Annotated in this window: 15 protein-coding genes and 1 pseudogene; 6 read left to right on the forward strand and 10 right to left on the reverse strand. The window is 71.6% G+C overall.

Going from position 1 to position 18,283, the window contains the following annotated elements; translation table 11 throughout:
- The first annotated feature begins 16 nt into the window (after positions 1-16).
- Entirely contained in the window at positions 17-973 is a 957-nt protein-coding gene (locus AB0368_RS25025) for a phosphotransferase (protein ID WP_366156378.1), read from the forward strand.
- Positions 974-1,045: 72 nt separating this feature from the next.
- Here AB0368_RS25025 and AB0368_RS25030 read toward each other — a convergent pair whose 3' ends face one another.
- Complete coding sequence (locus AB0368_RS25030; RefSeq protein WP_366156379.1) at positions 1,046-1,945, reverse strand: phytanoyl-CoA dioxygenase family protein; 900 nt, start codon at positions 1,943-1,945, stop codon at positions 1,046-1,048.
- Positions 1,946-2,644: 699 nt separating this feature from the next.
- On the opposite strand from AB0368_RS25030, the gene rpsT reads away from it, so the two are divergent.
- The 3 genes and pseudogenes from rpsT to AB0368_RS25045 all read left to right on the forward strand — a co-directional run.
- Positions 2,645-2,911, forward strand: coding sequence for a 30S ribosomal protein S20 (rpsT, locus tag AB0368_RS25035; protein ID WP_366156380.1), 267 nt, complete (start codon positions 2,645-2,647; stop codon positions 2,909-2,911).
- A 695-nt stretch (positions 2,912-3,606) separates the two neighbouring features.
- Positions 3,607-4,581, forward strand: a complete 975-nt coding sequence (holA, locus tag AB0368_RS25040; protein ID WP_366156420.1) for a DNA polymerase III subunit delta — start codon at positions 3,607-3,609, stop codon at positions 4,579-4,581.
- A gap of 62 nt (positions 4,582-4,643) precedes the next feature.
- A pseudogene (locus tag AB0368_RS25045) lies at positions 4,644-4,841 on the forward strand (hypothetical protein); the annotation flags it as partial.
- Positions 4,842-5,616: 775 nt separating this feature from the next.
- Here the strand turns inward: AB0368_RS25045 and AB0368_RS25050 are convergent.
- The 4 genes from AB0368_RS25050 to AB0368_RS25065 all read right to left on the reverse strand — a co-directional run bounded on the left by AB0368_RS25050 (position 5,617) and on the right by AB0368_RS25065 (position 12,499).
- Complete coding sequence (locus tag AB0368_RS25050; RefSeq protein WP_366156381.1) at positions 5,617-8,016, reverse strand: GH92 family glycosyl hydrolase; 2,400 nt, start codon at positions 8,014-8,016, stop codon at positions 5,617-5,619.
- Between the two features lie 450 nt (positions 8,017-8,466).
- Positions 8,467-9,210, reverse strand: a complete 744-nt coding sequence (locus tag AB0368_RS25055; RefSeq protein WP_366156382.1) for an NmrA family NAD(P)-binding protein — start codon at positions 9,208-9,210, stop codon at positions 8,467-8,469.
- Between the two features lie 158 nt (positions 9,211-9,368).
- The gene (locus tag AB0368_RS25060) at positions 9,369-11,717 is read right to left on the reverse strand and encodes a ComEC/Rec2 family competence protein (RefSeq protein WP_366156383.1); all 2,349 of its coding nucleotides are present in this window, start codon (positions 11,715-11,717) and stop codon (positions 9,369-9,371) included.
- Positions 11,714-12,499, reverse strand: coding sequence for a ComEA family DNA-binding protein (locus AB0368_RS25065; protein ID WP_366156384.1), 786 nt, complete (start codon positions 12,497-12,499; stop codon positions 11,714-11,716). The genes AB0368_RS25060 and AB0368_RS25065 overlap by 4 nt, the downstream gene beginning before the upstream one ends.
- A 634-nt stretch (positions 12,500-13,133) precedes the next feature.
- Here AB0368_RS25065 and AB0368_RS25070 point away from each other — a divergent pair.
- Both AB0368_RS25070 and AB0368_RS25075 read left to right on the forward strand, forming a co-directional pair.
- Entirely contained in the window at positions 13,134-14,000 is an 867-nt protein-coding gene (locus AB0368_RS25070) for a methyltransferase (protein WP_366156421.1), read from the forward strand.
- A 252-nt stretch (positions 14,001-14,252) separates the two neighbouring features.
- Positions 14,253-15,212 (forward strand): hypothetical protein, encoded by a 960-nt coding sequence (locus AB0368_RS25075; RefSeq protein WP_366156385.1) that lies wholly within the window; start codon positions 14,253-14,255, stop codon positions 15,210-15,212.
- A gap of 30 nt (positions 15,213-15,242) precedes the next feature.
- Here the strand turns inward: AB0368_RS25075 and AB0368_RS25080 are convergent, their stop codons facing one another.
- The 5 genes from AB0368_RS25080 to nadD form a co-directional block, all read right to left on the reverse strand.
- Complete coding sequence (locus AB0368_RS25080; RefSeq protein ID WP_366156386.1) at positions 15,243-16,091, reverse strand: DegV family protein; 849 nt, start codon at positions 16,089-16,091, stop codon at positions 15,243-15,245.
- Between the two features lie 24 nt (positions 16,092-16,115).
- Positions 16,116-16,514 carry a hypothetical protein gene (locus AB0368_RS25085; RefSeq protein WP_366156387.1) on the reverse strand — a complete coding sequence of 133 codons (399 nt, stop codon included), beginning with the start codon at positions 16,512-16,514 and terminating at the stop codon, positions 16,116-16,118.
- A gap of 48 nt (positions 16,515-16,562) precedes the next feature.
- Positions 16,563-17,201, reverse strand: a complete 639-nt coding sequence (locus AB0368_RS25090) for a histidine phosphatase family protein (RefSeq protein WP_366156388.1) — start codon at positions 17,199-17,201, stop codon at positions 16,563-16,565.
- On the reverse strand, positions 17,198-17,596 hold the full coding sequence (gene rsfS, locus AB0368_RS25095; protein WP_366156389.1) for a ribosome silencing factor: 399 nt from the start codon (positions 17,594-17,596) through the stop codon (positions 17,198-17,200). Before rsfS ends, AB0368_RS25090 begins: the two co-directional genes overlap by 4 nt.
- 85 nt (positions 17,597-17,681) lie before the next feature.
- Entirely contained in the window at positions 17,682-18,272 is a 591-nt protein-coding gene (gene nadD, locus AB0368_RS25100) for a nicotinate-nucleotide adenylyltransferase (RefSeq protein ID WP_366156390.1), read from the reverse strand.
- Between the last annotated feature and the right edge of the window lie 11 nt (positions 18,273-18,283).

Consider the following 18,283-nt stretch of genomic DNA (forward strand, 5'->3'; position numbering starts at 1 on the left):
GAGGCAGGATGGGGGCATGCGCCCCGTCGTTCTGCCCGAGATCGCTTACGGTGCTACCGCCGTACGCCCGAATTGGGGGGATTTGCCGTTGGCCCTGCGGGCCGCGATCGAGGAGCGGCTCGGCGCCGGGGTGACCGCCTCGACGACCGCGGGCGGGGGCTTCACCAGGGCTTTCGCGGCCGTCGTCGAGACGGCGACCGGCGAACGCGCCTTTCTCAAGGCGGTTCCGCTGGCCGAACCCCTTGCTGACGGGTACGCGCGTGAGGCGTCCATCACAGCCGCGCTGCCGCCCGCGGTTCCGGCACCTCGGCCACGCTGGACGATGGTCGCGGCGGATCACTTCGTGCTGTGCCTGGATGCGATCGAGGGACATGTGCCGTCACTCCCCTGGCGGCCCGACGAACTGGCGGCCGCGCTGGAGGCCTGGCGGGTGGCGGCGGACGCACTGGCCACGCCCTCGACGTCGGAGCTGCCGAGGCTGAGCGACATCGTGCGCGCCGAGCTGTCCTGGTGGTCGGAGATCGCCGCGAGGCGCGCGCCACTGCCCCCCGCGCCCCGGTGGGTCGGCGCGCACCTCGACGAAATGGCCGCCCTCGAGCAGGGGCTGCCCTCGCTGGTCGCCGGAACCGGCATGCTCCACGGCGACCTGCGCATCGACAACATCATGATTGATCGGTACGGCCACCCGTGGCTCTGCGACTGGACGTGGCCGTGTCAGGGCGCGCCGTGGTTCGACACGGTGACACTGCTCGTCACGGCGTACGCCAGCGGGCTCGATGTTGATCGTCTGCTCGCGCCGTGGGAAGCGCCGGATGCGGGCGTGGACGGCGTGCTGGCGGCGATGAGCGGCTACTGGCTGACACGTGCGGCCGGCCGGCCGAGCAGCGCGTCTCCGCACAGCCGGCAGCATCAGCGCTTCAGCGGGCATCAGGCGCTGGCGTGGCTTGCGTCACGGCGGGGCTGGAGGACCTGACCCGCCCGTCGCGACGGGGCTGGAAGGCTTGACCCGCCCGTCACGCGGGGCTGGAAGCCTTGACCCTGCTCGTCACCGCAGCCAGGGCACCGACCGGTCCAGGAGCCCGCGTTCCCGCAGCTCACGGCGCAACGGGATGTCGTCGTCCACGTAGCCGTTCCATTTCACGCCCCAATAGTTGATCGTGTCGGGCGATTCACCGAGAAGCTGCCGCTGCACCGGCGTGCGGTTGTCCCACCACGCGCCGTTCCGGTCGATCGGCATGTCGTCGAGGGGCCTGATCCATCGGTACGTGTATCCGACGAACAGCATCTTGCGCGTCACCGCACTGGTGTTCGGGGAACGGGAATGCCACAGCCGCCTGTCGAAGATGAACGCATCGCCCGGGTCGGCGGTGATCTCGATGGCGTTCAAGGGATCGGCATTGTTCGCGGGCCGCTCCAAGGTGTTGCGCAGATGGCTGCCCGGAATCACTTTCGTCGCCCCTCGGCCGGTGCGCGAGAGATCTGAAAGCACGTACCCGACCTTGAGCGACAGCATGGGCCGCGGCTGCGTCGGATCGAGCGTCTCCGGATCCGAATTCTGGCGATAACCGTCCTGATGCCATCCCCACGACGGCTCCTCCGCGCGCCGGGCGGGCGGCGTGACATCCAGATGGTTGTGGTGGCTGTAAATGTTCCAGCCGGCGGTTCCCCACAAGTACGGGAAGACGGCCGGGTGCGTGAGAAGGTCACCGAACTCGTCGTCGCGGGGCAGGAAGCCCAGCAGGTGGAGGACACCGTCGTCGCGTACGCGGCCGGCCGCCTGCTCCTCCGCGTACACACGGTCGACGGCATCCTCGAGACGCTGGCGATGGTCTTCACTGAGGGCGCCACGGACGATAACGACGCCGCGCTCGAGAAATTCGGCACGTTGTTCGGTGGTCAGGGGTTCGTACCCGCTCAGCGTCAGCGGTGGGGTATTCGACAGCACGCGATCACTCGATTCCGGGGTAGGCGGGACGAGTCTGCACTTCTGAAGACGCCGATTCGGGGGTACGCCGTGGCATCGCGATGTCGACGGATTTTCACTGCTTCACCGGGCGATGGATCGGGCACGGCTGGTAGTGAGGAATTCATCTAATACGACGGACATCTATGGGTACGGAAATCGACTCGTTCATTCTGCGATCGATGGGCGTAATACCGACGTAAAGTCCGCTGTGGGGGTGTCCGGGGCGTCGTGGAGGGTGCCCGAGTTGTCGTGCGGGCCGCGGGCGGCTTCGGTACAGAGTTCGGCGCATGCGGTGCTTTTCGGGGCATTGCCGGCGGTTAGGACAGCGATCGCGGCGGCGCGGGACGGCGATGCGGCGCGGGACGGCGATGCGGCTGGCGGCTTGAGGGACCTCGAAGCCGCGCGGCGGTCGGAGATAGTGGTGGTCGACACATACGACTCGTCCCCCCGTGGCCGACGGCTCGAGGATTGGCGACGGTGGCGAGGGGCCGACGGTCGGAGCCGGAGGGTCCGGCAGGGGCTGCACGCTGGGCGGATGGCGCAGGTGAGGACGGCTCGATTTGGGTGGCCCAATCCGGCCTGATACATTGGTTCGTCGCGTGTGGTGACGCGGTGTTGAGCGCTGCGGTCGCCACCGTCCGAGTACATCATCCGAACTAGTCAGGACAAGGCTGTCGCGTGGCGAACATCAAGTCCCAGATCAAGCGCAACCGGCAGAACGAGAAGGCCCGGCTGCGCAACAAGTCGGTCAAGTCGTCGCTGAAGACCGTGATTCGCAAGCTGAACGAGGCGAGCGAGGCCGGCAATGTCGAGACGGCTACCACGCTGCTGCGTGACGCCTCGCGCCAGCTCGACAAGGCCGCGAGCAAGGGTGTCATCCACAAGAACCAGGCGGCGAACCGCAAGTCGGCCATCGCCAAGCGGATCGCCTCGCTGTCTGCCTGATAGCGGACCGGCCACGATCGTGCTCATCGGCGCGGTCGGGCCATGAACCATACTCCGGGCACCGCCGGGCCTCCGGGCTCAGCGGTGCCTGAGTCGTATCCGAGTTCCGCCGCGGCCGGCTGATGCGGGACACCGTGGTCTGAGTCGCATCCGAGTTCCGCCACTGCGGGCGACTTCAGGCCTGCCGCCCACCGCCTCAGGGCCGCCGCCCACCGCCTCCAGGCCCGCCACCGCTTGGCACGTCAGGGCCACCACCGCTTGGCACGTCAGGCCCGCCGCTACCGCCCCTCGTCGTGCCCGCTGCCTGGCTTGGTCACCTGAGGAGGGGCGGTTTGTCGCTTCCGGCCGGATGCGGGCGTGACCAGGTCGGGACGGCAGGAGCCGAGCCGTGTGCCACGGGGCTTTGTGTGCCCGTACTCAAAAGAGGCCGAAAGCCGCACCCAAGAAAGACCGGCAGAAAGAACCGACACGCCCGGGTTAGGCCTTGTGTTCGGTTCGACCCCCGGCTATCGGTCGACATGTGCGTCGGATCACGTCCGGGCCGGCGGGTGTTCGTCCCGCCTGATCGAGGCGGTTGTGCACGCAGCGGGCATGGTGGATTGCCGATATGTCTGGTTTCGCGTTCGATGATCAGACGGCTGCGCGCAGGAGTGAGCCTGGCGGAACTGTCAGACCGTCGTGCAAAGATTCTGGGCGTGAACAGCGCACCTCCCGACTCCGTCCTACTCGTTCTCGGTGACGAGGAGTTGCTCGCCGCCCGGGCGATCGCTGCCGCGGTCGAGGCGGCGCGGGAGTTCGATGCCGGTGCGGACGTCCGGGAGTATGAGGCCGGCCAGCTGGCTGCAGGCGAGCTGGCGGAGATGCTCAGCCCTTCACTGTTCGGCGGCAGGCGGGTGCTTGTCATCCGCAGCGGGCAGGATGCGCGCAAGGATCTCTCTGCTTCCCTCCTGGCTTACGCGAAGAATCCCGATCCCGATGTGACGCTGATCGTCGCGCACCTCGGCGCCGCGAAGGGGAAGGCGTTCGCAGATGGGCTGAAGGCTGCCGGGGCGGTCGTGGTGCCCGCCGTGAAGCTCAAGGGCGATCGGGAGCGGATCGCCTTCGTGCGCGACGAGTTCCGGCGCAATGGCGGGCGGTGCGACGAGGCTGCCGCGTCCGCGCTGCTGCAGGCGGTCGGCACCGATCTGCGGGAGATCGCCGCGGCTTGTTCGCAGCTGCTGGCCGACACCGATGGCAAGATCAGTGCTGCCGTGGTGGCCCGCTACTACAAGGGGCGCGCGGAGGTCAGCGGGTTCGCCGTGGCCGATGCTGCGATGGTCGGCGACGTGCCCGGGGCGCTCGAGGCGCTGCGGTGGGCCCTGCACGTGGGGGTCGACCCGGTGCCGATCGCCGACGCCATCGCCGACGGGGTGCGGACGGTTGCGCGGGTGGCGTCTGCCGGGCGGGGCAACCCCTATCAGATGGCCAGCTCGCTCGGCATGCCCGCTTGGAAGATCCAGAAGGCCCAGGAGCGCAGCCGCGGCTGGTCGCCGGAGGGCCTGGTCGACGCCATGCGCGCGGCCGCCGACTGCAACGCCGCGGTGAAGGGTGGCGCTGAGGACCGGGGCTACGCGCTGGAGCAGGCCGTCTTCGCGGTGGCGCGGGCGCGGCAGGCCGGGGGTGCCCGGTGACGCGGTCCCGTCGCGCCGGGTTGTCCCGCGATGAGGTACGCCGGCAGCCGCTCTATGCGCGGATGCTCGGCCTGCAGTATCTGGCTCCCAGCGGCTTCCTGTGCTTCGTATTCCTGGAAGGGGCGGTCGCCCTCGGCATTCTGCTGGCGCTGGCGGAGCTGGTCAGCTGGTGGGGTGTGCTCGTGCTGCCACTGACGGTGGCCGGGATGGTCAAGCTCAACGACGTGGTGGCGGGGGCGTTGACCAGGCCTGCTTCGGTTGCGTCGCCGTCGCTTGAGGTGCCCGGAACCGCGGGATGGTCGGCAGGTGCCGGTTCGGCGGGCCGGCCGGGAGCTGCCAGGTCCGTGGGGCGGCCTGAGGCGGCTGTCTTCGGGGCGTTGGGCGATGCTCCGGCGGGCGGGTTCGGAGGTGGCCGCTTCGCGGCTAGCGAGTTCGCGGCAGGCGGCCGGACGGCGAGCACCTTCGCGGCCGGCGGGCCGGCAACGGCGGGCGGGCCGGCGGCCAGCGGGCCGGCGGCGGCCGGGCCAACAACGGCAGGCGGTCCGGCAACGGCCGCCAGGCCGGCGATGGGCGGCAGGCCGGCGATGGGCGGCAGGCCGGCGATGGGCGGCAGCTTCGCCGGGCGGCCGGCTATGGCAGGCGGCACTGCCGGCGGCCCGGCGACAGGCCACGGTCCCGCGCTAGATCCGCTGAGCGGCCGGAACGGGCCGGGTTCTCCGGGAGCGGAGACGGTCCGGCTCCCATCCTCGATGTTCGCCCAGCCCGGCGGATCACCGTCACTGAGGCCGGCCGCAGACCCCCACCGCCGGCCGCCGACCGCCGACGACCTCCGCAGCCCCGAGAACCCCTTCCCAGAGCCGTTCCCCCACGACACCGCACCCCAGTTCCTCGGCGAGGTGAACCTCCCGCAAGCAAACCCGCACCGGCCCGGAACCCCCGACGACCAGCAGCAACGCGCCCGCCAGTCGGCCGCACGGCGTTACGAATGACGTCGCGCGCCCGCCAGTCGGCCGTCCGGCGCTACGGGTGACCGGCTCAATGATCCGTCGGTAGGTCCCCGGCCCCCGTCGCCCAGGACTTGTTCGGCGTGCTGCCGAGTGTGAAGCTCACCGTCCCGCCACGCTGGACGTACGACTCCGGCAGCCATGACTGCCGCAGCGTCGTGCCGTTCAGCCGGACGCCCTGCACGTACCTGTCTGTGCTCGTCGCGTTCACCGTCAGCCGGACGCCGTTGCTCCGGTCGATCACCACCCGGGTGAAGACGGGGCTGCCCAGCAGCAGCTCCGCGCGCCCCGGGACCTGCGGGAACAGGCCGATTGTCGCGAACACGTACCAGGCGCTCATCGTGCCGAGATCGTCGTTGCCCGGCAGGCCGGCCGGGCCCGTCCCGTACGCGGTGTCCACGATCTGCCGGACCGTGTCCTGGGTCTTCCACGGCTGGGCGAGACCGTTGTAGAGCCACGGCGCGTGGATCCCCGGCTCGTTCGTCGGGTCGTATCGCAGCGCGTTGCCCCCGAGCACCGCCCAGTTGCCGTTCTCGTCGTGGAACAGGCCGTCGAGCCGGGTCGCCGCCGCGTCCCGGCCGCCCATCGCAGTGGCCAGGCCCGACACGTCCTGCGGCACCATCCACGTGTACGTGGCACTCGACCCCTGCGCGAACCCCACATCCGTCGACGGCGTGAACCCGCTCTGCCAGCTCCCGTCCGCCCGGCGCGCCGCCTGGTAGCCGAGTGCCGGGTTGAAGGTGTTCTTCCAGTAGTCGCCGCGCGGCAGCAACTGCCTGTACAGGTCGCTGCGGCCGGACCGCTGCGCCCACATCGCCAGCGAGAAGTCGGCGAGCGAGTTCTCCAGCGTCTCCGCCGCCCCGCCCCAGCAGTGGCAGATGTCGTTGGCGGCGTACTTCAGCGCCAGGTAAGTGTCCAGCGTCGGCCGCTGGCCGAGGCACTGCCCGGGGCACCCGGCGTCGGAGAGCGCATCCGGGTTCTGCACTGTGGCCTGCCGCACGAGCGAGTCCAGGGCCGCGCCCGCGTCGAAGTTGCGCACCCCCATCGCGGCGTACGTGGCCAGCGTCGGCGCCGCCGGGTCACCGGTCATGACGTGCGTCGGGGCGCCCAGGTGCAGCCACCGGTCCCAGATGCCCCGGTTCTGCGCGGCGAAGTCCAGCATCGACTGCGCCATGTCGCCGGCCACGTCCGGCCGCAGGATCGCGAGCAGCTGGATCTGCGCCCGGTACTGGTCCCAGCCGGAGAACGTGCCGTACACCGCCTGCTGCCCGGGCCGCTTGCTGTGCACCTGCATGTCGGCGCCGAGGTAGCGGCCGTCGATGTCGTTCATCGTCTGCGGCTGCATCAGCGAGTGGTAGACGGCGGTGTAGAACGCCTTCGAGCGCGCCTCGGTGCCGCCGCCGACGCGGATGCGCTGCAGGTCCGTGGACCAGGCCGCGCGCGTGGCGGCGGCCACCGAGTCGACCGTCGCAGTCGCGGGAATCTCGGCGTCCCGGTTGGCCGCGGCGCCGGCGATACTCACGTACGAGATGCCGATGCGCATGCGCACGTCTGCGTCCGTACCGGTGTCGAATCCGACCCACCCGCCGGAGCCGCGACCGGCCCGGTCGGCGCCGGTGAGATAGCCCTCGCCGCCGGTGACCGAGGTGCCGCCGGGCGTGACCGCCGAGTCCTTCCAGGTGCCGGTGCGGGCGAAGTCCCGGTCGAACACCGCGCTGAAGTACAACCGGTAGTAGGAGCGGCGGTCGGGGTTGCCCGCCCCGCCCCCGTTGCCGCGCCGTCCGCAGAAACCCCCGGTCAACACCGATCCATTCACGGTACGGGCGGAGCCGTCGATGGCGATCTCGGCGTCCTCGCTGCCGTTGAGCGAGTTCGAGGTGCGGAAGAGCAGGTTGGCGGCCGACCCGGCGGGGAAGGTGACGTCGCTGATGCCGGCCCGCAGGCTCACCGCTATATCGGTACGCGCCCCCGAGTCGAGCGTGACCGTGTACCGCCCCGGGCTCGCGGACTCGTTGGCGTGCGAAAACGTCGACGCGTACTTCGCATCGTGGGTGTCGGCGGTCGGCGAACTGTCGACGTCACCCACGTACGGAAGAATCGGCACGTCCCCGGCGGCGCCCGGATTGCAGCCGGCCCCGTTGACGTGCGTGAGGCTGAACCCGCGCACCCTGGTGACGTTGTACTCGTACCCGTTGGCGGCGCCGGTGCTGGTCTGATCGCCGGTGGTGCTGGTCGGACTCCACGCGATCATGCCGAACGGCCGCGTCGCCCCCGGCCACGTGTTGCCCCCACGGGTGGTCCCGATGAAGGGATCCACATAGGCGGCCGGATCATCCACCAGCGGTACGCCCGGCGCACCCACAGCCGGGGCGGCCGCCACCACCAGCATGATCCCGACGGTCCCGGCGACCACGGCACGAACACGCGACATCGACATACGTCACCCTCCATCCGTCCGCCCCGACCCTACGACGCCGCCGCGCCCGGCGTGATCCTTCGCCGTGTGAACACTGGCTTCACCCGTAGGCTCGGGCGGATGACTGCCCCCTTACGCGAGGTCGACATCGCCTGGCTCGCCGGTCCTCACCCGGCTCTCCATCGTGATGACGGATCGGGACGTGCTCGACCGGGTGCAGACGCTGGTGCCCTGCAACGGCATCACGAGCCCACGAAGTCCTCGACCACATCGCCCGCAGCCCCGGCGTCGGCACCCACCTGCGGCGCGACGAGCTGTGCAAGAACGGGCACGAGGTCAACGAGGCCAACACGGTGTGGCGTACCGAACGCCGCAACGGCAAGGAGAAGCGATACCGGCGCTGCACGCCATGCGCCGAGGCGGCCGAGAAACGGTACCTGGAACGCCGGGCGCCCCAGCCCTGACTCAGCGGCCCGCGTACCGATGCCCCGCGAGCCACTCGTCGAAGGTCTCCACCCCGCGAGGCCCAGGCCCGGTCGGCAGCAGCCCACCCCGCCCCATCGCACCAGGCAACCAGAGAGGCACCACCGGCCGCCGCCGCGCCCCACCCGCCGCGACGAGCCGCCGCGCCATGTCCGCCAGCGACTCCACCCGCGGCCCGGCCAGGTCACCGGCCATCCCCCGCGGCTCCCCCACCGCCAGCGCGACCAGTGCCTCGGCCACCTCCCGTACGGTGATCGGCTGCACCTTCATCGCGGGCACGACCGCAACCGGCCCGGGAACCCGCTCCAGCAGTTGCCCGGCGAACTCATGGAACTGCGTCGCCCGCAGCACGCTCCACGGCACCCCACCGTCCCGGACGACCTCCTCCTGCCGCAGCTTCCCCTGGTAGTAGCCGGTCCCGACCCGGTCGATCCCCACGATCGACAGCACCACGTGATGCCGCACCCCGGCCCGAGCGGCCGCACCGACCAGGTTGCGGCCGGCCTCCTCGAAGAACCCGACAGCCACCTCCCGCTTCACCGTCGTCACGTTGCTGACGTCGATGGTGGCCTCCACCCCACTGAGGGCAGCGTCGAGGCCGGCCCCGGTGAGCAGGTCGACACCCCGGCTCCGAGCCAGCACGACCACCTCATGCCCCGCGCCGGTCAGCACCTCGGCGACGTGGCGCCCGGTGAGCCCGGTACCGCCGGCGATGGCAATCTTCATCGTCCCGCTCCCTCCAGCAAATCCGTCGCACCAGGGACGAGGCAGCCGCCCGGATCGTGACACCGGGCAGCCGGCCCGCTCAGGCCGACGGGTCGCACCCGGGACGCGGCAGCCGCGGCCCCGCTCAGCCTGCGGGGCGCGCTAACGCCGCGGCGCGCTCAGGCCGGCGGGTCGCCCCGGGCCACGACGGCCAGGCCGGTTCGTGTACGCACCGCCGCGAGATCACCTCCCTCGTCGGTCCGCAGCACCCGGGCCCCGCCGCGCCGCAACCGCCCGAGCAGCGACGCATTCGGGTGCCCGTATTCGTTGTCCCGCCCCACCGAGACCAGCGCGACCGCCGGGTCCACCGCGTCGATGAACTCCGGCAGCTGATAGGCGCTGCCGTGGTGCGCGACCTTGAGCACGTCGGCGCGTACCGCCCGGGGGCCGAGGTGGTTGAGCAGTTCCTGCTGTTCCTCGGTCTCCGCATCCCCGGGAAGCAGCACCGTCGTCCCGGCCACCCGGGCGCGGACCACCAGCGAATTGTTGTTGGGGTCGGAGTTCGTCCCGTGCAGCGGCTCGAACGGTCCTAACACGGTCAGCGCCAGGCCGCCTGCCGCATAGCTCCACCCGGGACGAACCGCGGCCACCGGCGCCCGGGCGGCGACTGCTTGGGCGGCCACGGCGGCGCGGCCCGCCGGGGGTTCCGGCCAGTCGGGGGTGATCACTCCCGCTACGGTCCTGCGCCGGAAGACGCCGGCCACGCCGCCGATGTGGTCCACGTGGAAGTGGCTGACGACGAAGAGCACGACTTGCCGTACGCCCAGGCGCCGCAGGCATCGGTCGACCGCCTCCGGCTCAGGCCCGGCGTCGATCACGACAGCCCGCCCCTTCCCCGCCGGCAGCACGACGGCGTCACCCTGCCCGACCGCACAGGTCACGACGATCCAGCGCGGTGGGGGCCATCCGGACGCCAGCAACCGTACGGGCAGAGCACCGAGCACCGCCCCAGCCGCAACAACCGCGACCAGCCGCCGCACCACCGGCCTGCGCGCCGCGACGAGCAGAGCGACGGTGAGCGCCGCCAGCAGCAGCGCCCCGGCGGCCCCGCCCGGCCAGGGCACCGCCCCCGCGGGCACCCGTGCCCCGTACGTCGCGACGACCACGAGCCACCGCGCGGGCCACTGGGCGGTCCACGCGGCGAACTCCGCGGCCGCCGGCCAGATCGGCGACAGCACGGCGGCCGACACGCCCAGCAGCGTCGCCGGGGCGATGGCCGGCACGACGAGCAGGTTCGCCGGAACGGCCACCAGGCTGACCGAGCTCGAGATGGCCGCCACCACGGGCCCGCAGGCGACCTGCGCCGCGGCGGGCACGGCCAACGCCTCGGCCGCCGGTGCCGGCCACCCGCGGCGGCACAACGCGTCGCGCCAGTGGGGAGCCAGGAGCAGCAGGCCGCCCGTCGCCAGCACGGACAGGGTGAACCCGGCGTCGCCGGCCAGTTCCGGGTCGACCAGGACGAGAACCGCCACCCCGGAGGCAAGCGCGGGTACGGCCGCCCGTGGCCGCCCGGCAGCAAGACCGACGAGCCCGATCGCGCCCATGGCGGCCGCCCGCACGACGCTCGGTGACGGCCGGGCGAGGATGACGAACCCGGCCAGCGCCACCGCGCAGATCAACGCCGCAAGGACCGGCCCGGCGCGCGCCCACCGTACGAGGAACAGCACGACGCCGAGGATGATCGCCACATTGGCGCCACTGACCGCATTGAGGTGAGTCATACCGGTGGCGCGGAAGTCCTCCACGAGGGACGGGTCCATCCGGCTCGTGTCCCCGACCACGAGCCCTGGCAGCAGACCCCCGACATCCTCGGGCAGCGGCGCACAGGCCCGTTGCAGCCCGGCCCGTAATGTGCCGGCAGCCCGTTGCGCCCACGACGACCGGCCCTCGAGCCGCGGCGGGTCCTTGACGGACACCACCGCCGCACGCAGGTCACCGCCCCGGGGCTTCATGAGCTTCCCGGTGGCCGAGGCGCGCTGCCCGGGCAGCAACGAACGCCAAGCCGGATCCGAACCGAGCACGAGCGCCCGCGCCGACAGCTGCATGGAGGGCGCGTCCTCGGGGTGCACGCCGGTCAGCTCCACGGGTACGAGGTAGGTCGGTGGAAGGCCCGGTGAGCCGTGGATCGCCCTGGCGTCGTCGCGCACGATGACGTCCACGCGTACCGTGGCGCCGGCATCAACCAGGGCTGCCAGCGGACCGGCCTCCCGCACGCCGACCCGCGCGGCCGTGGCGAGGGCGCCACAGCCGGCGCCTACCAGCATGGACACCAGCACCCACCGCACGGCCGACCGCGCCGGCGGCGAACGGCGACGAATCCGGGCTCCGATCGCAGGCGTGAGTGCGGCGGCGGCCAGCGCGGTGACGCCGACGAGCAGGCCGACGCGGAATGAAAGGTACAGAGCGGCGAATGTGGAGAGCCACACTGCGACGGCGAAGCCGGCAAGCCGCAGATCCGGCGGCTTCACACCGTCACCAGGTCCTTGAGCTGCTCAAAGCGAGCCGCGCCGATGCCGTCCACCTTGCGCAGGTCGCTGACGGCCTTGAACCCGCCCTGGGCCTCCCGCGCATCAAGGATCCGCTGGGCCAGCACCGGGCCGACGCCGGGCAGCGTGTCGAGATCGGCAAGAGTGGCGGTGTTGAGGTTGACCAGCCCGCCCGCAGCCGGGCCGGTTCCGCCCACCGGCGCGGGCGGAGCAGCTCCCGGTGGCAGCGGGACGCCGACCATGATGAGCTCACCGTCGACAACCTTGCGGGCGAGATTGAGCGGTGCGACGTCCACCCCCGGTTGAGCGCCCCCGGCGGCCCGCAGCGCATCAGCGACCCTTGCTCCCGGGGCGAGCTGAACCAGGCCAGGTTTACGCACCTTGCCGCCCACCGCGACGACGACTTCGGGTGGCCCTGAACCCGCGGTCCCGGCCCGCGTGGCATTCGCCGCCAGGCCGCCCGCGTCCGTCACCGCGCCGCCGTCGAGCGCCGGGTCCGTGGCGGCAATGGGGTTGGCCACCGGGTCGACCTGAGGCCTTGAACGCCAGGCCATCACCGCGGCGATCAGCACCACGACGAGCGCGACTACGGCGAGCGCCTTGACGCCGCGCCGCCCCGGGTCGAAGAGACTCCACCGGGTGCCGCGACCGCTGTCGAAGGCCCCGGCGCTGCTGAGCGCCGGCGCGCGATCAGAGTCCGGCGCCTCCGGGCGGCGGATAGGCGTGTCGGGCGCGGCCCAGGCGGGCCGGTACGCGAGGTCCACCGGCGGGTCGCCCCTGCCGGGCGCGGCCGACGAGGATTCAGTCTCGGCCGGGGGCGGTTCCCGGCCCGCCAGGGAGTGATTCCAGGCGGCCAGGGACGGTACGCGGGCAGCCGAAAGCGGTGCGGAGTCAGGATCGGCGGCAAAGGTGATGTCGTCCGGCCATCCGGCAGCGTCGCGGGGCCACCCCGGAATGGCGTCCGACGACCCGGGAACGACGTCGGCCCAATCCAACGGGGGCCCGCCCGGCGCAGGCCAGTCCGGCGCAACGGACGCCGGAGTCTGCGAGCCCGCCGAGGGCGCCGGCGACCGGAGAGGCCACCCCGCCGGCATCCCCGGGTGGGACGGCTGCGGCGTTTTGGCCGTCGTCGTCGGAGGGGTGGCCCAGGGCGATCCTTCTCGATAGCCGCTTGTCGCGGACCCGGCCGGGACGGCGGACCCGACCGGGACGGCGGACCCGACCGGGACGGCGGACCCGACCGGTGACAGCGCCGGCCGGGCCAGGACGGACTGGAGCCTGGCGCGTACGGCCGCTTCGGGGTTGCTCTCCTGACGCACCCGGGCAACGTAGGCTTCGGCGGTGCTGAGCCGCGCCGCTGCCTGTGGACAGACGCGCATTGTGGATAACGGGAGCTTGATGACATCCGTGCGGGAAACTGATCTGGCCGAGGCGATCGTGCGGCTGAGGGTCGCGGGCTGCGTGTTCGCCGAGGACGAGGCTGCGGTGCTCGGGGAGGCCGCGGCCGACACCGAGACGTTGTGGGACATGGTGCGGCGGCGGGCCGACGGCGAACCTCTCGAGCAGGTCGTGGGGTATGCGGACTTCTGCGGAGTGCGGGTCCGGCTCCGCCCGGCGGTGTTCGTTCCGCGGGTCCGCAGCGAGCTCCTCGTCACCCTCGCGACCGCCGAGGCAACCGACAGGACAATTAGGACCGAGCAAAGCACCGAGAGGAGGTCCCTGGATGCGCGGCCCGACGAACCCGATCCCAAGGCGAACACGTGCGTCGTCGTCGACCTCTGCTGTGGCTCGGGCGCCCTCGGGATGGCTGTACGTCATCGCGTACCCGGAATCGACCTCCACGCTGCGGACAGTGACCCCGCCGCCGTCGCCTGCGCTCGCGACAACCTCGGTGGGAACGTCTATCAGGGTGATCTATTCGGCGCGTTGCCGGAGCAACTCCGTGGCCGCATTGACGTCCTGCTCGCCAACGTGCCATACGTCGCCACCCGGCACATTGCGTTCCTCCCAGCCGAGGCACGCGTGCACGAGCCGCACACTGCCCTGGACGGCGGCGAGGATGGGCTCGACGTCTTCCGAGCCGCCGTCAGCGAGGCCGTGGCATGGCTGGCGCCCGGCGGACTGTTGCTGTCCGAGATCACCACCGACCAGATCGCACCCGCGACCGAAGCCGTGCGGGCGGCGGGTCTGCACCCCGCGATCCACGCCGACGACGACTTGGAGGCCACGGTCGTAACGGCCACCAGAGCGCATCGGCAGCCGTGACGGTCTGACGCCGCCGGCTCGACGGACTACGAGCCGACGACGGCTGGAGCCCGCCCGGTGGCGAATAGGGCGCTGAGCACTATCGCCATCCGGGAAGGGCGGCATAGGCGGTCGTGACAGCCGCCCGACCGAGGCGATAAGGTCGGCGCCCCACCGATTCGCGGGGAGGGCACGAGCGTCGTGGGCTTGTTACGGAGGGTTGCCCGGGCGCGTCTGGCCAGCCAAGTCATCAGGCGGTTGCGCCGGGCCGGCATGCGGGATGCTCGGTATCACTCCGCGTCCTTCTCGGTGCGGTTCACGCGGCCCGGTGATGACGAGCCGAGCGTTCTGCGGCTCGACGAGGTGCGCCGGGGCCGGGTCGGCCAGTTCGTCGCCGGGCTGCTGCGTGCTCCCGGCCTTCCCGCCACTTGGGCGGAGGCCCGGCCGCTGCTGCGTCCCGTCCTGCGCGCCGTCACCCCGCCGGCCGACGTCTCCACGCCGCTGAGCCGTCCGGCGCTGCCGTTCCTGGCCGAGTACGTCGTGGTGGACCAGCCGGACACCATGACCTATGTCAACGCGGAGCACGGCTGGGGTGTCACCGACGACGAGGTCCTGGCCGCGGCGCGGGCGAACCTGTCGGGGGCCAAGCTGGTCGGGGTGGCCGACGAGCCGGTCGTCGTGCAGTTCGTCGACGACGGCGACTCCTATTGGACGTCGCACCTGCTGCTCGACGGCTGGCTCGCCGGGCTGGCCGGGCAGGTGGGTGGGCGGCCGGTCGCCTTCGCCCCGGAGCGCGGGACGCTGCTGATCACCGCCGACGGCAGCGAGCATCTGCCGGAGCTGTTCGCGCAGGCCGAGACCGCTTTCCGGAGCTCGCCGCGGGCGATCAGCCCGGTGGCGTACGTCTCGGACGAGCACGGCCGCACGGTGCCGTACGAGGCCGAGCCGGGTTCGCCGTACTGGATCTGCGTACGCCGCGCCGAGGCTGTTCTCGCCTCGGCGGGGTACGCGCGCCAGGCGGAGCACCTGCCGCTCGCGGCCGAGCTGCTGATCACCGACGACGGGCGCACCCGGGCGCTGTGGCCGGAGAACGGGCCCGCGCTGCTCCCGAGGGCCGACGAGGTGCAGTACGGCGACACGGTGCGCCCGTGGGACGAGGTGAGCGACCACCTGACCGCTCAGAACCTGATCCCCGAGCGATGGCGGGGAGAAAGCTGGCCGACCGAGCCATAGGAAGCCATCAACGCACATAGAAGAAGCCGACTAGCTCCGCCGGTGAACCACCACACCCGCCACACCCGGACCCACATGCGCGGCCACGACCGCCCCGATCTCGGTGATGTAGCAGTCCCGCAGCCGATCCCCCAGCCGCATCGACACCGCATCGGCCAACGCCTCCGCCCGTTCCTCCGCCCCCAAGTGGTGCACCGCGATGTCCACCTCGCCCTCCCCCGAGGCCTCGACCGCCAGATCCACCAACCGGGCCAGCGCCCGCCCCGCGGTCCGGACCTTGTCCCGTACGACGATCGCCCCGTCCACCACGTGCAGGATCGGCTTGACCGACAGCGCGGTGCCGAGCAGGGCGGAGGCGGCGCCGATTCGTCCTCCGCGCCGCAGGAACTCCAGGGTGTCCACGTAGAAGAGGGTGCTGACCTGCGCGGAGTGGTCGACGGCTGCCTGCCGTACCCCGTCGAGGGTTCCGCCTCGGCGCGACGCCGCGGCCGCGGCCAGGGCCACGAAGCCCAGCCCCATCCCCGTCGTGCCGCTGTCCACGACCTGGACGCGCGGCCCGACCGCCGCCGCGGCGAGGGAGGCCGCGTCGTAGGTGCCGGACAGCTTCGAGGACAGGTGGACGGACACGATGCCGTCGGCGCCCGCGTCGAGAAGCTTTCTGTACGCGGCTGCGAACTGTTCCGGGGCCGGCCGTGACGTGCTGACGGCCCAGCGGCGGCCGCCCAGCGCTCGGGCCACCTCGGCCGGGGCGATCTCCTCGCCTTCCAGGCCTTCGTCGCCGTTGATGACGACGGTGAGCGGGACGACGGTCAGGTCGTACGTTCCGTTCAGCTCCGACGGCAGGTACGCGGTGGAGTCGGTGACAACCGCGACGGCCATGCGGGCACCGTAACGGATTGCCGCCTACTTCGCGCGGATCGCCGTCACGACGAACGGTGTGCCCTGCATACAGGTGGTCATCATGCCGGGTTCCGTGCGACCGGTGACGGTCACCGTGGCGCCTTCCTGGGCGGCCGCCTTCAGCTTCTCGTCCTCGAAGACCAGCAGGTGGTCGTCCACGAGCAGGCAGTTGGGCTCCACGCCTGCGGTGACGGTGCCGGAGATCGTCCGGGTGCCGCCGGAGGAAGAAGGGACGGGGGCGGAAGAAGCGGGGGCGGAAGAGGCGGAAGAGGCAGGCGCGGCGGAAGAGGCAGGCGCCGGGGCGCCTGCCTGGTCCACGGAGCCGGAGGTGCCGTTGGCACATCCCGCCACGGACAGTGCCATTGCTGCGGTGGCGAGCAGGGTCATCCGTGTGAAGGTCATGATGCCTTGGACGCTACCGGGACGCCGATCCGTTCCACCCGTGGTCCGTCACACAGGCGCCGGGACCGGCCGGTCGGAGAACGGCCCCACGTTGTAGGCCGCCAGCTGCCAGCCGCGCACGTCGTCGTGGCTGAGCTCGACCCAGTGGCAGTTCTGCAGCGCCCGGAGCGTGCGGAGCTGCTCGCGCGGCCATCCGAGCAGATGGCCGATGCCCTGCCGGGCCGCGGCGCCGTGCGTGGCCACAACCGCGGTCCCGCCGGCGGGGACCGAGTCGGCCGCGCTCTGGAACGCGTCGGCGACCCGCTTGCCCAGGTCGTCCAGCGCCTCGACGCCGCCGCCGACCGCGTCGGCGCCGGACTTCCAGTTGGCGTACTCGTCGGGGCGGGTCTCGGCGACCTGGGCCATGGTCAGCCCCTGCCAGGCGCCGAAGTGGCGCTCGCGCAGGCGCTCGTCGTGCTTGACCGACAGGCCGGTGAGGGCGGCCAGGGCGGCCGCGGTGTCCACCGCGCGGCGCAGGTCGCTGGAGACCAGGGCGGCGGGCCGCAGCCGGACGAGCAGCTCGGCGGCGTCGACGGCCTGCTGCTCGCCGACGGCGTTGAGCGGCACGTCGGACTGGCCCTGGACGCGGTTGGCAGCGTTCCAGTCGGTGTTGCCGTGCCGCCAGACGATGAGGCGAGTGGTCGTCATGCGGCGCCGGGAGAGTCGGCCTCGACCATGTCGCGGTCGACGAACGGCACCGTCGGGCAGTCCTTCCACAGCTTGTCGAGGGCGTAGAACTCCCGCTCCTCGGTGTGCTGGATGTGCACGACGATGTCGACGTAGTCCAGGAGCACCCAGCGACCCTGGCGCTCACCCTCGCGGCGGACCGGCTTGGCCTTTTCCGGCAGGTTGAGCAGGGCTTCCTCGACGGCGTCGACGACGGCGGCGACCTGCCGTTCGTTGGACGCCGACGCGATGACGAACGCGTCGGTGATGTAGAGCTGCTCGGCGACGTCGATGACGACGATGTCCTGCGCCTTCTTGTCCGCGGCGGCCTGCGCCGCCGTCAGCGCGAGCTCGCGGGCGCGGTCGGTGACGGGCACCGGTCTCCCCTCGTTCGGTTTCCAGAGGTACTAAGCCTCTCACACGGGTATGACAACCCGACACGGACAAAGAGCCCGTAAGCGGTCATCGGTCCCGATAGAGTTTCCGCTTCGCGATGTACTGCACCACACCATCGGGTACGAGGTACCAGACCGGGTGCCCCTTGGCCACGCGGTCCCGGCAGTCGCTCGACGAGATGGCCATCGCCGGGACCTCCACCAGCGTCACCGTGTCGGCCGGCAGGTGCGCGTCGGACAGCTCGAAGCCGGGCCGGGTGACCCCGACGAAATGCGCCAGCGAGAGCATCTCGAGCGCGTCCTTCCACGACAGGATCCGTGCGAGCGCGTCGGCGCCGGTGATGAAGAAGAGCTCCGTGTCCGGCCCGTAGACCGCGTTCAGGTCGCGCAGCGTGTCGACCGTGTACGTGGGGCCGTCGCGGTCGATGTCGGCCCGGCTCACGTGGAAGCGCGGGTTGGAGGCGGTCGCGATGACCGTCATCAGGTAGCGGTCCTCGGCGGAGCTGACCGTACCCTTCTGCCAGGGTTGGCCGGTCGGCACGAACACCACTTCGTCCAGGTCGAAGCGGCTCTGCACCTCGCTCGCCGCCACCAGGTGACCGTGGTGGATCGGGTCGAACGTGCCGCCCATGATGCCGATCCGTCGCCGCCGCTGCATCGGCGAATCCT

Origin of the sequence: Actinoplanes sp. NPDC051475 (assembly GCF_040689425.1) — a bacterium.
GTDB lineage: Bacteria > Actinomycetota > Actinomycetes > Mycobacteriales > Micromonosporaceae > Actinoplanes.

What these genes read in the sequence shown, in the direction of transcription:
- AB0368_RS25050 (WP_366156381.1), bottom strand. Translation starts at nt 8,016, where the DNA reads ATGTCGCGTGTTCGTGCCGTGGTCGCCGGGACCGTCGGGATCATGCTG.
- AB0368_RS25025 (WP_366156378.1), top strand. Translation starts at nt 17, where the DNA reads ATGCGCCCCGTCGTTCTGCCCGAGATCGCTTACGGTGCTACCGCCGTA.
- AB0368_RS25080 (WP_366156386.1), bottom strand. Translation starts at nt 16,091, where the DNA reads ATGGCCGTCGCGGTTGTCACCGACTCCACCGCGTACCTGCCGTCGGAG.
- AB0368_RS25055 (WP_366156382.1), bottom strand. Translation starts at nt 9,210, where the DNA reads ATGAAGATTGCCATCGCCGGCGGTACCGGGCTCACCGGGCGCCACGTC.
- AB0368_RS25075 (WP_366156385.1), top strand. Translation starts at nt 14,253, where the DNA reads ATGCGGGATGCTCGGTATCACTCCGCGTCCTTCTCGGTGCGGTTCACG.
- nadD (WP_366156390.1), bottom strand. Translation starts at nt 18,272, where the DNA reads ATGCAGCGGCGGCGACGGATCGGCATCATGGGCGGCACGTTCGACCCG.
- AB0368_RS25070 (WP_366156421.1), top strand. Translation starts at nt 13,134, where the DNA reads ATGACATCCGTGCGGGAAACTGATCTGGCCGAGGCGATCGTGCGGCTG.
- AB0368_RS25085 (WP_366156387.1), bottom strand. Translation starts at nt 16,514, where the DNA reads ATGACCTTCACACGGATGACCCTGCTCGCCACCGCAGCAATGGCACTG.
- AB0368_RS25090 (WP_366156388.1), bottom strand. Translation starts at nt 17,201, where the DNA reads ATGACGACCACTCGCCTCATCGTCTGGCGGCACGGCAACACCGACTGG.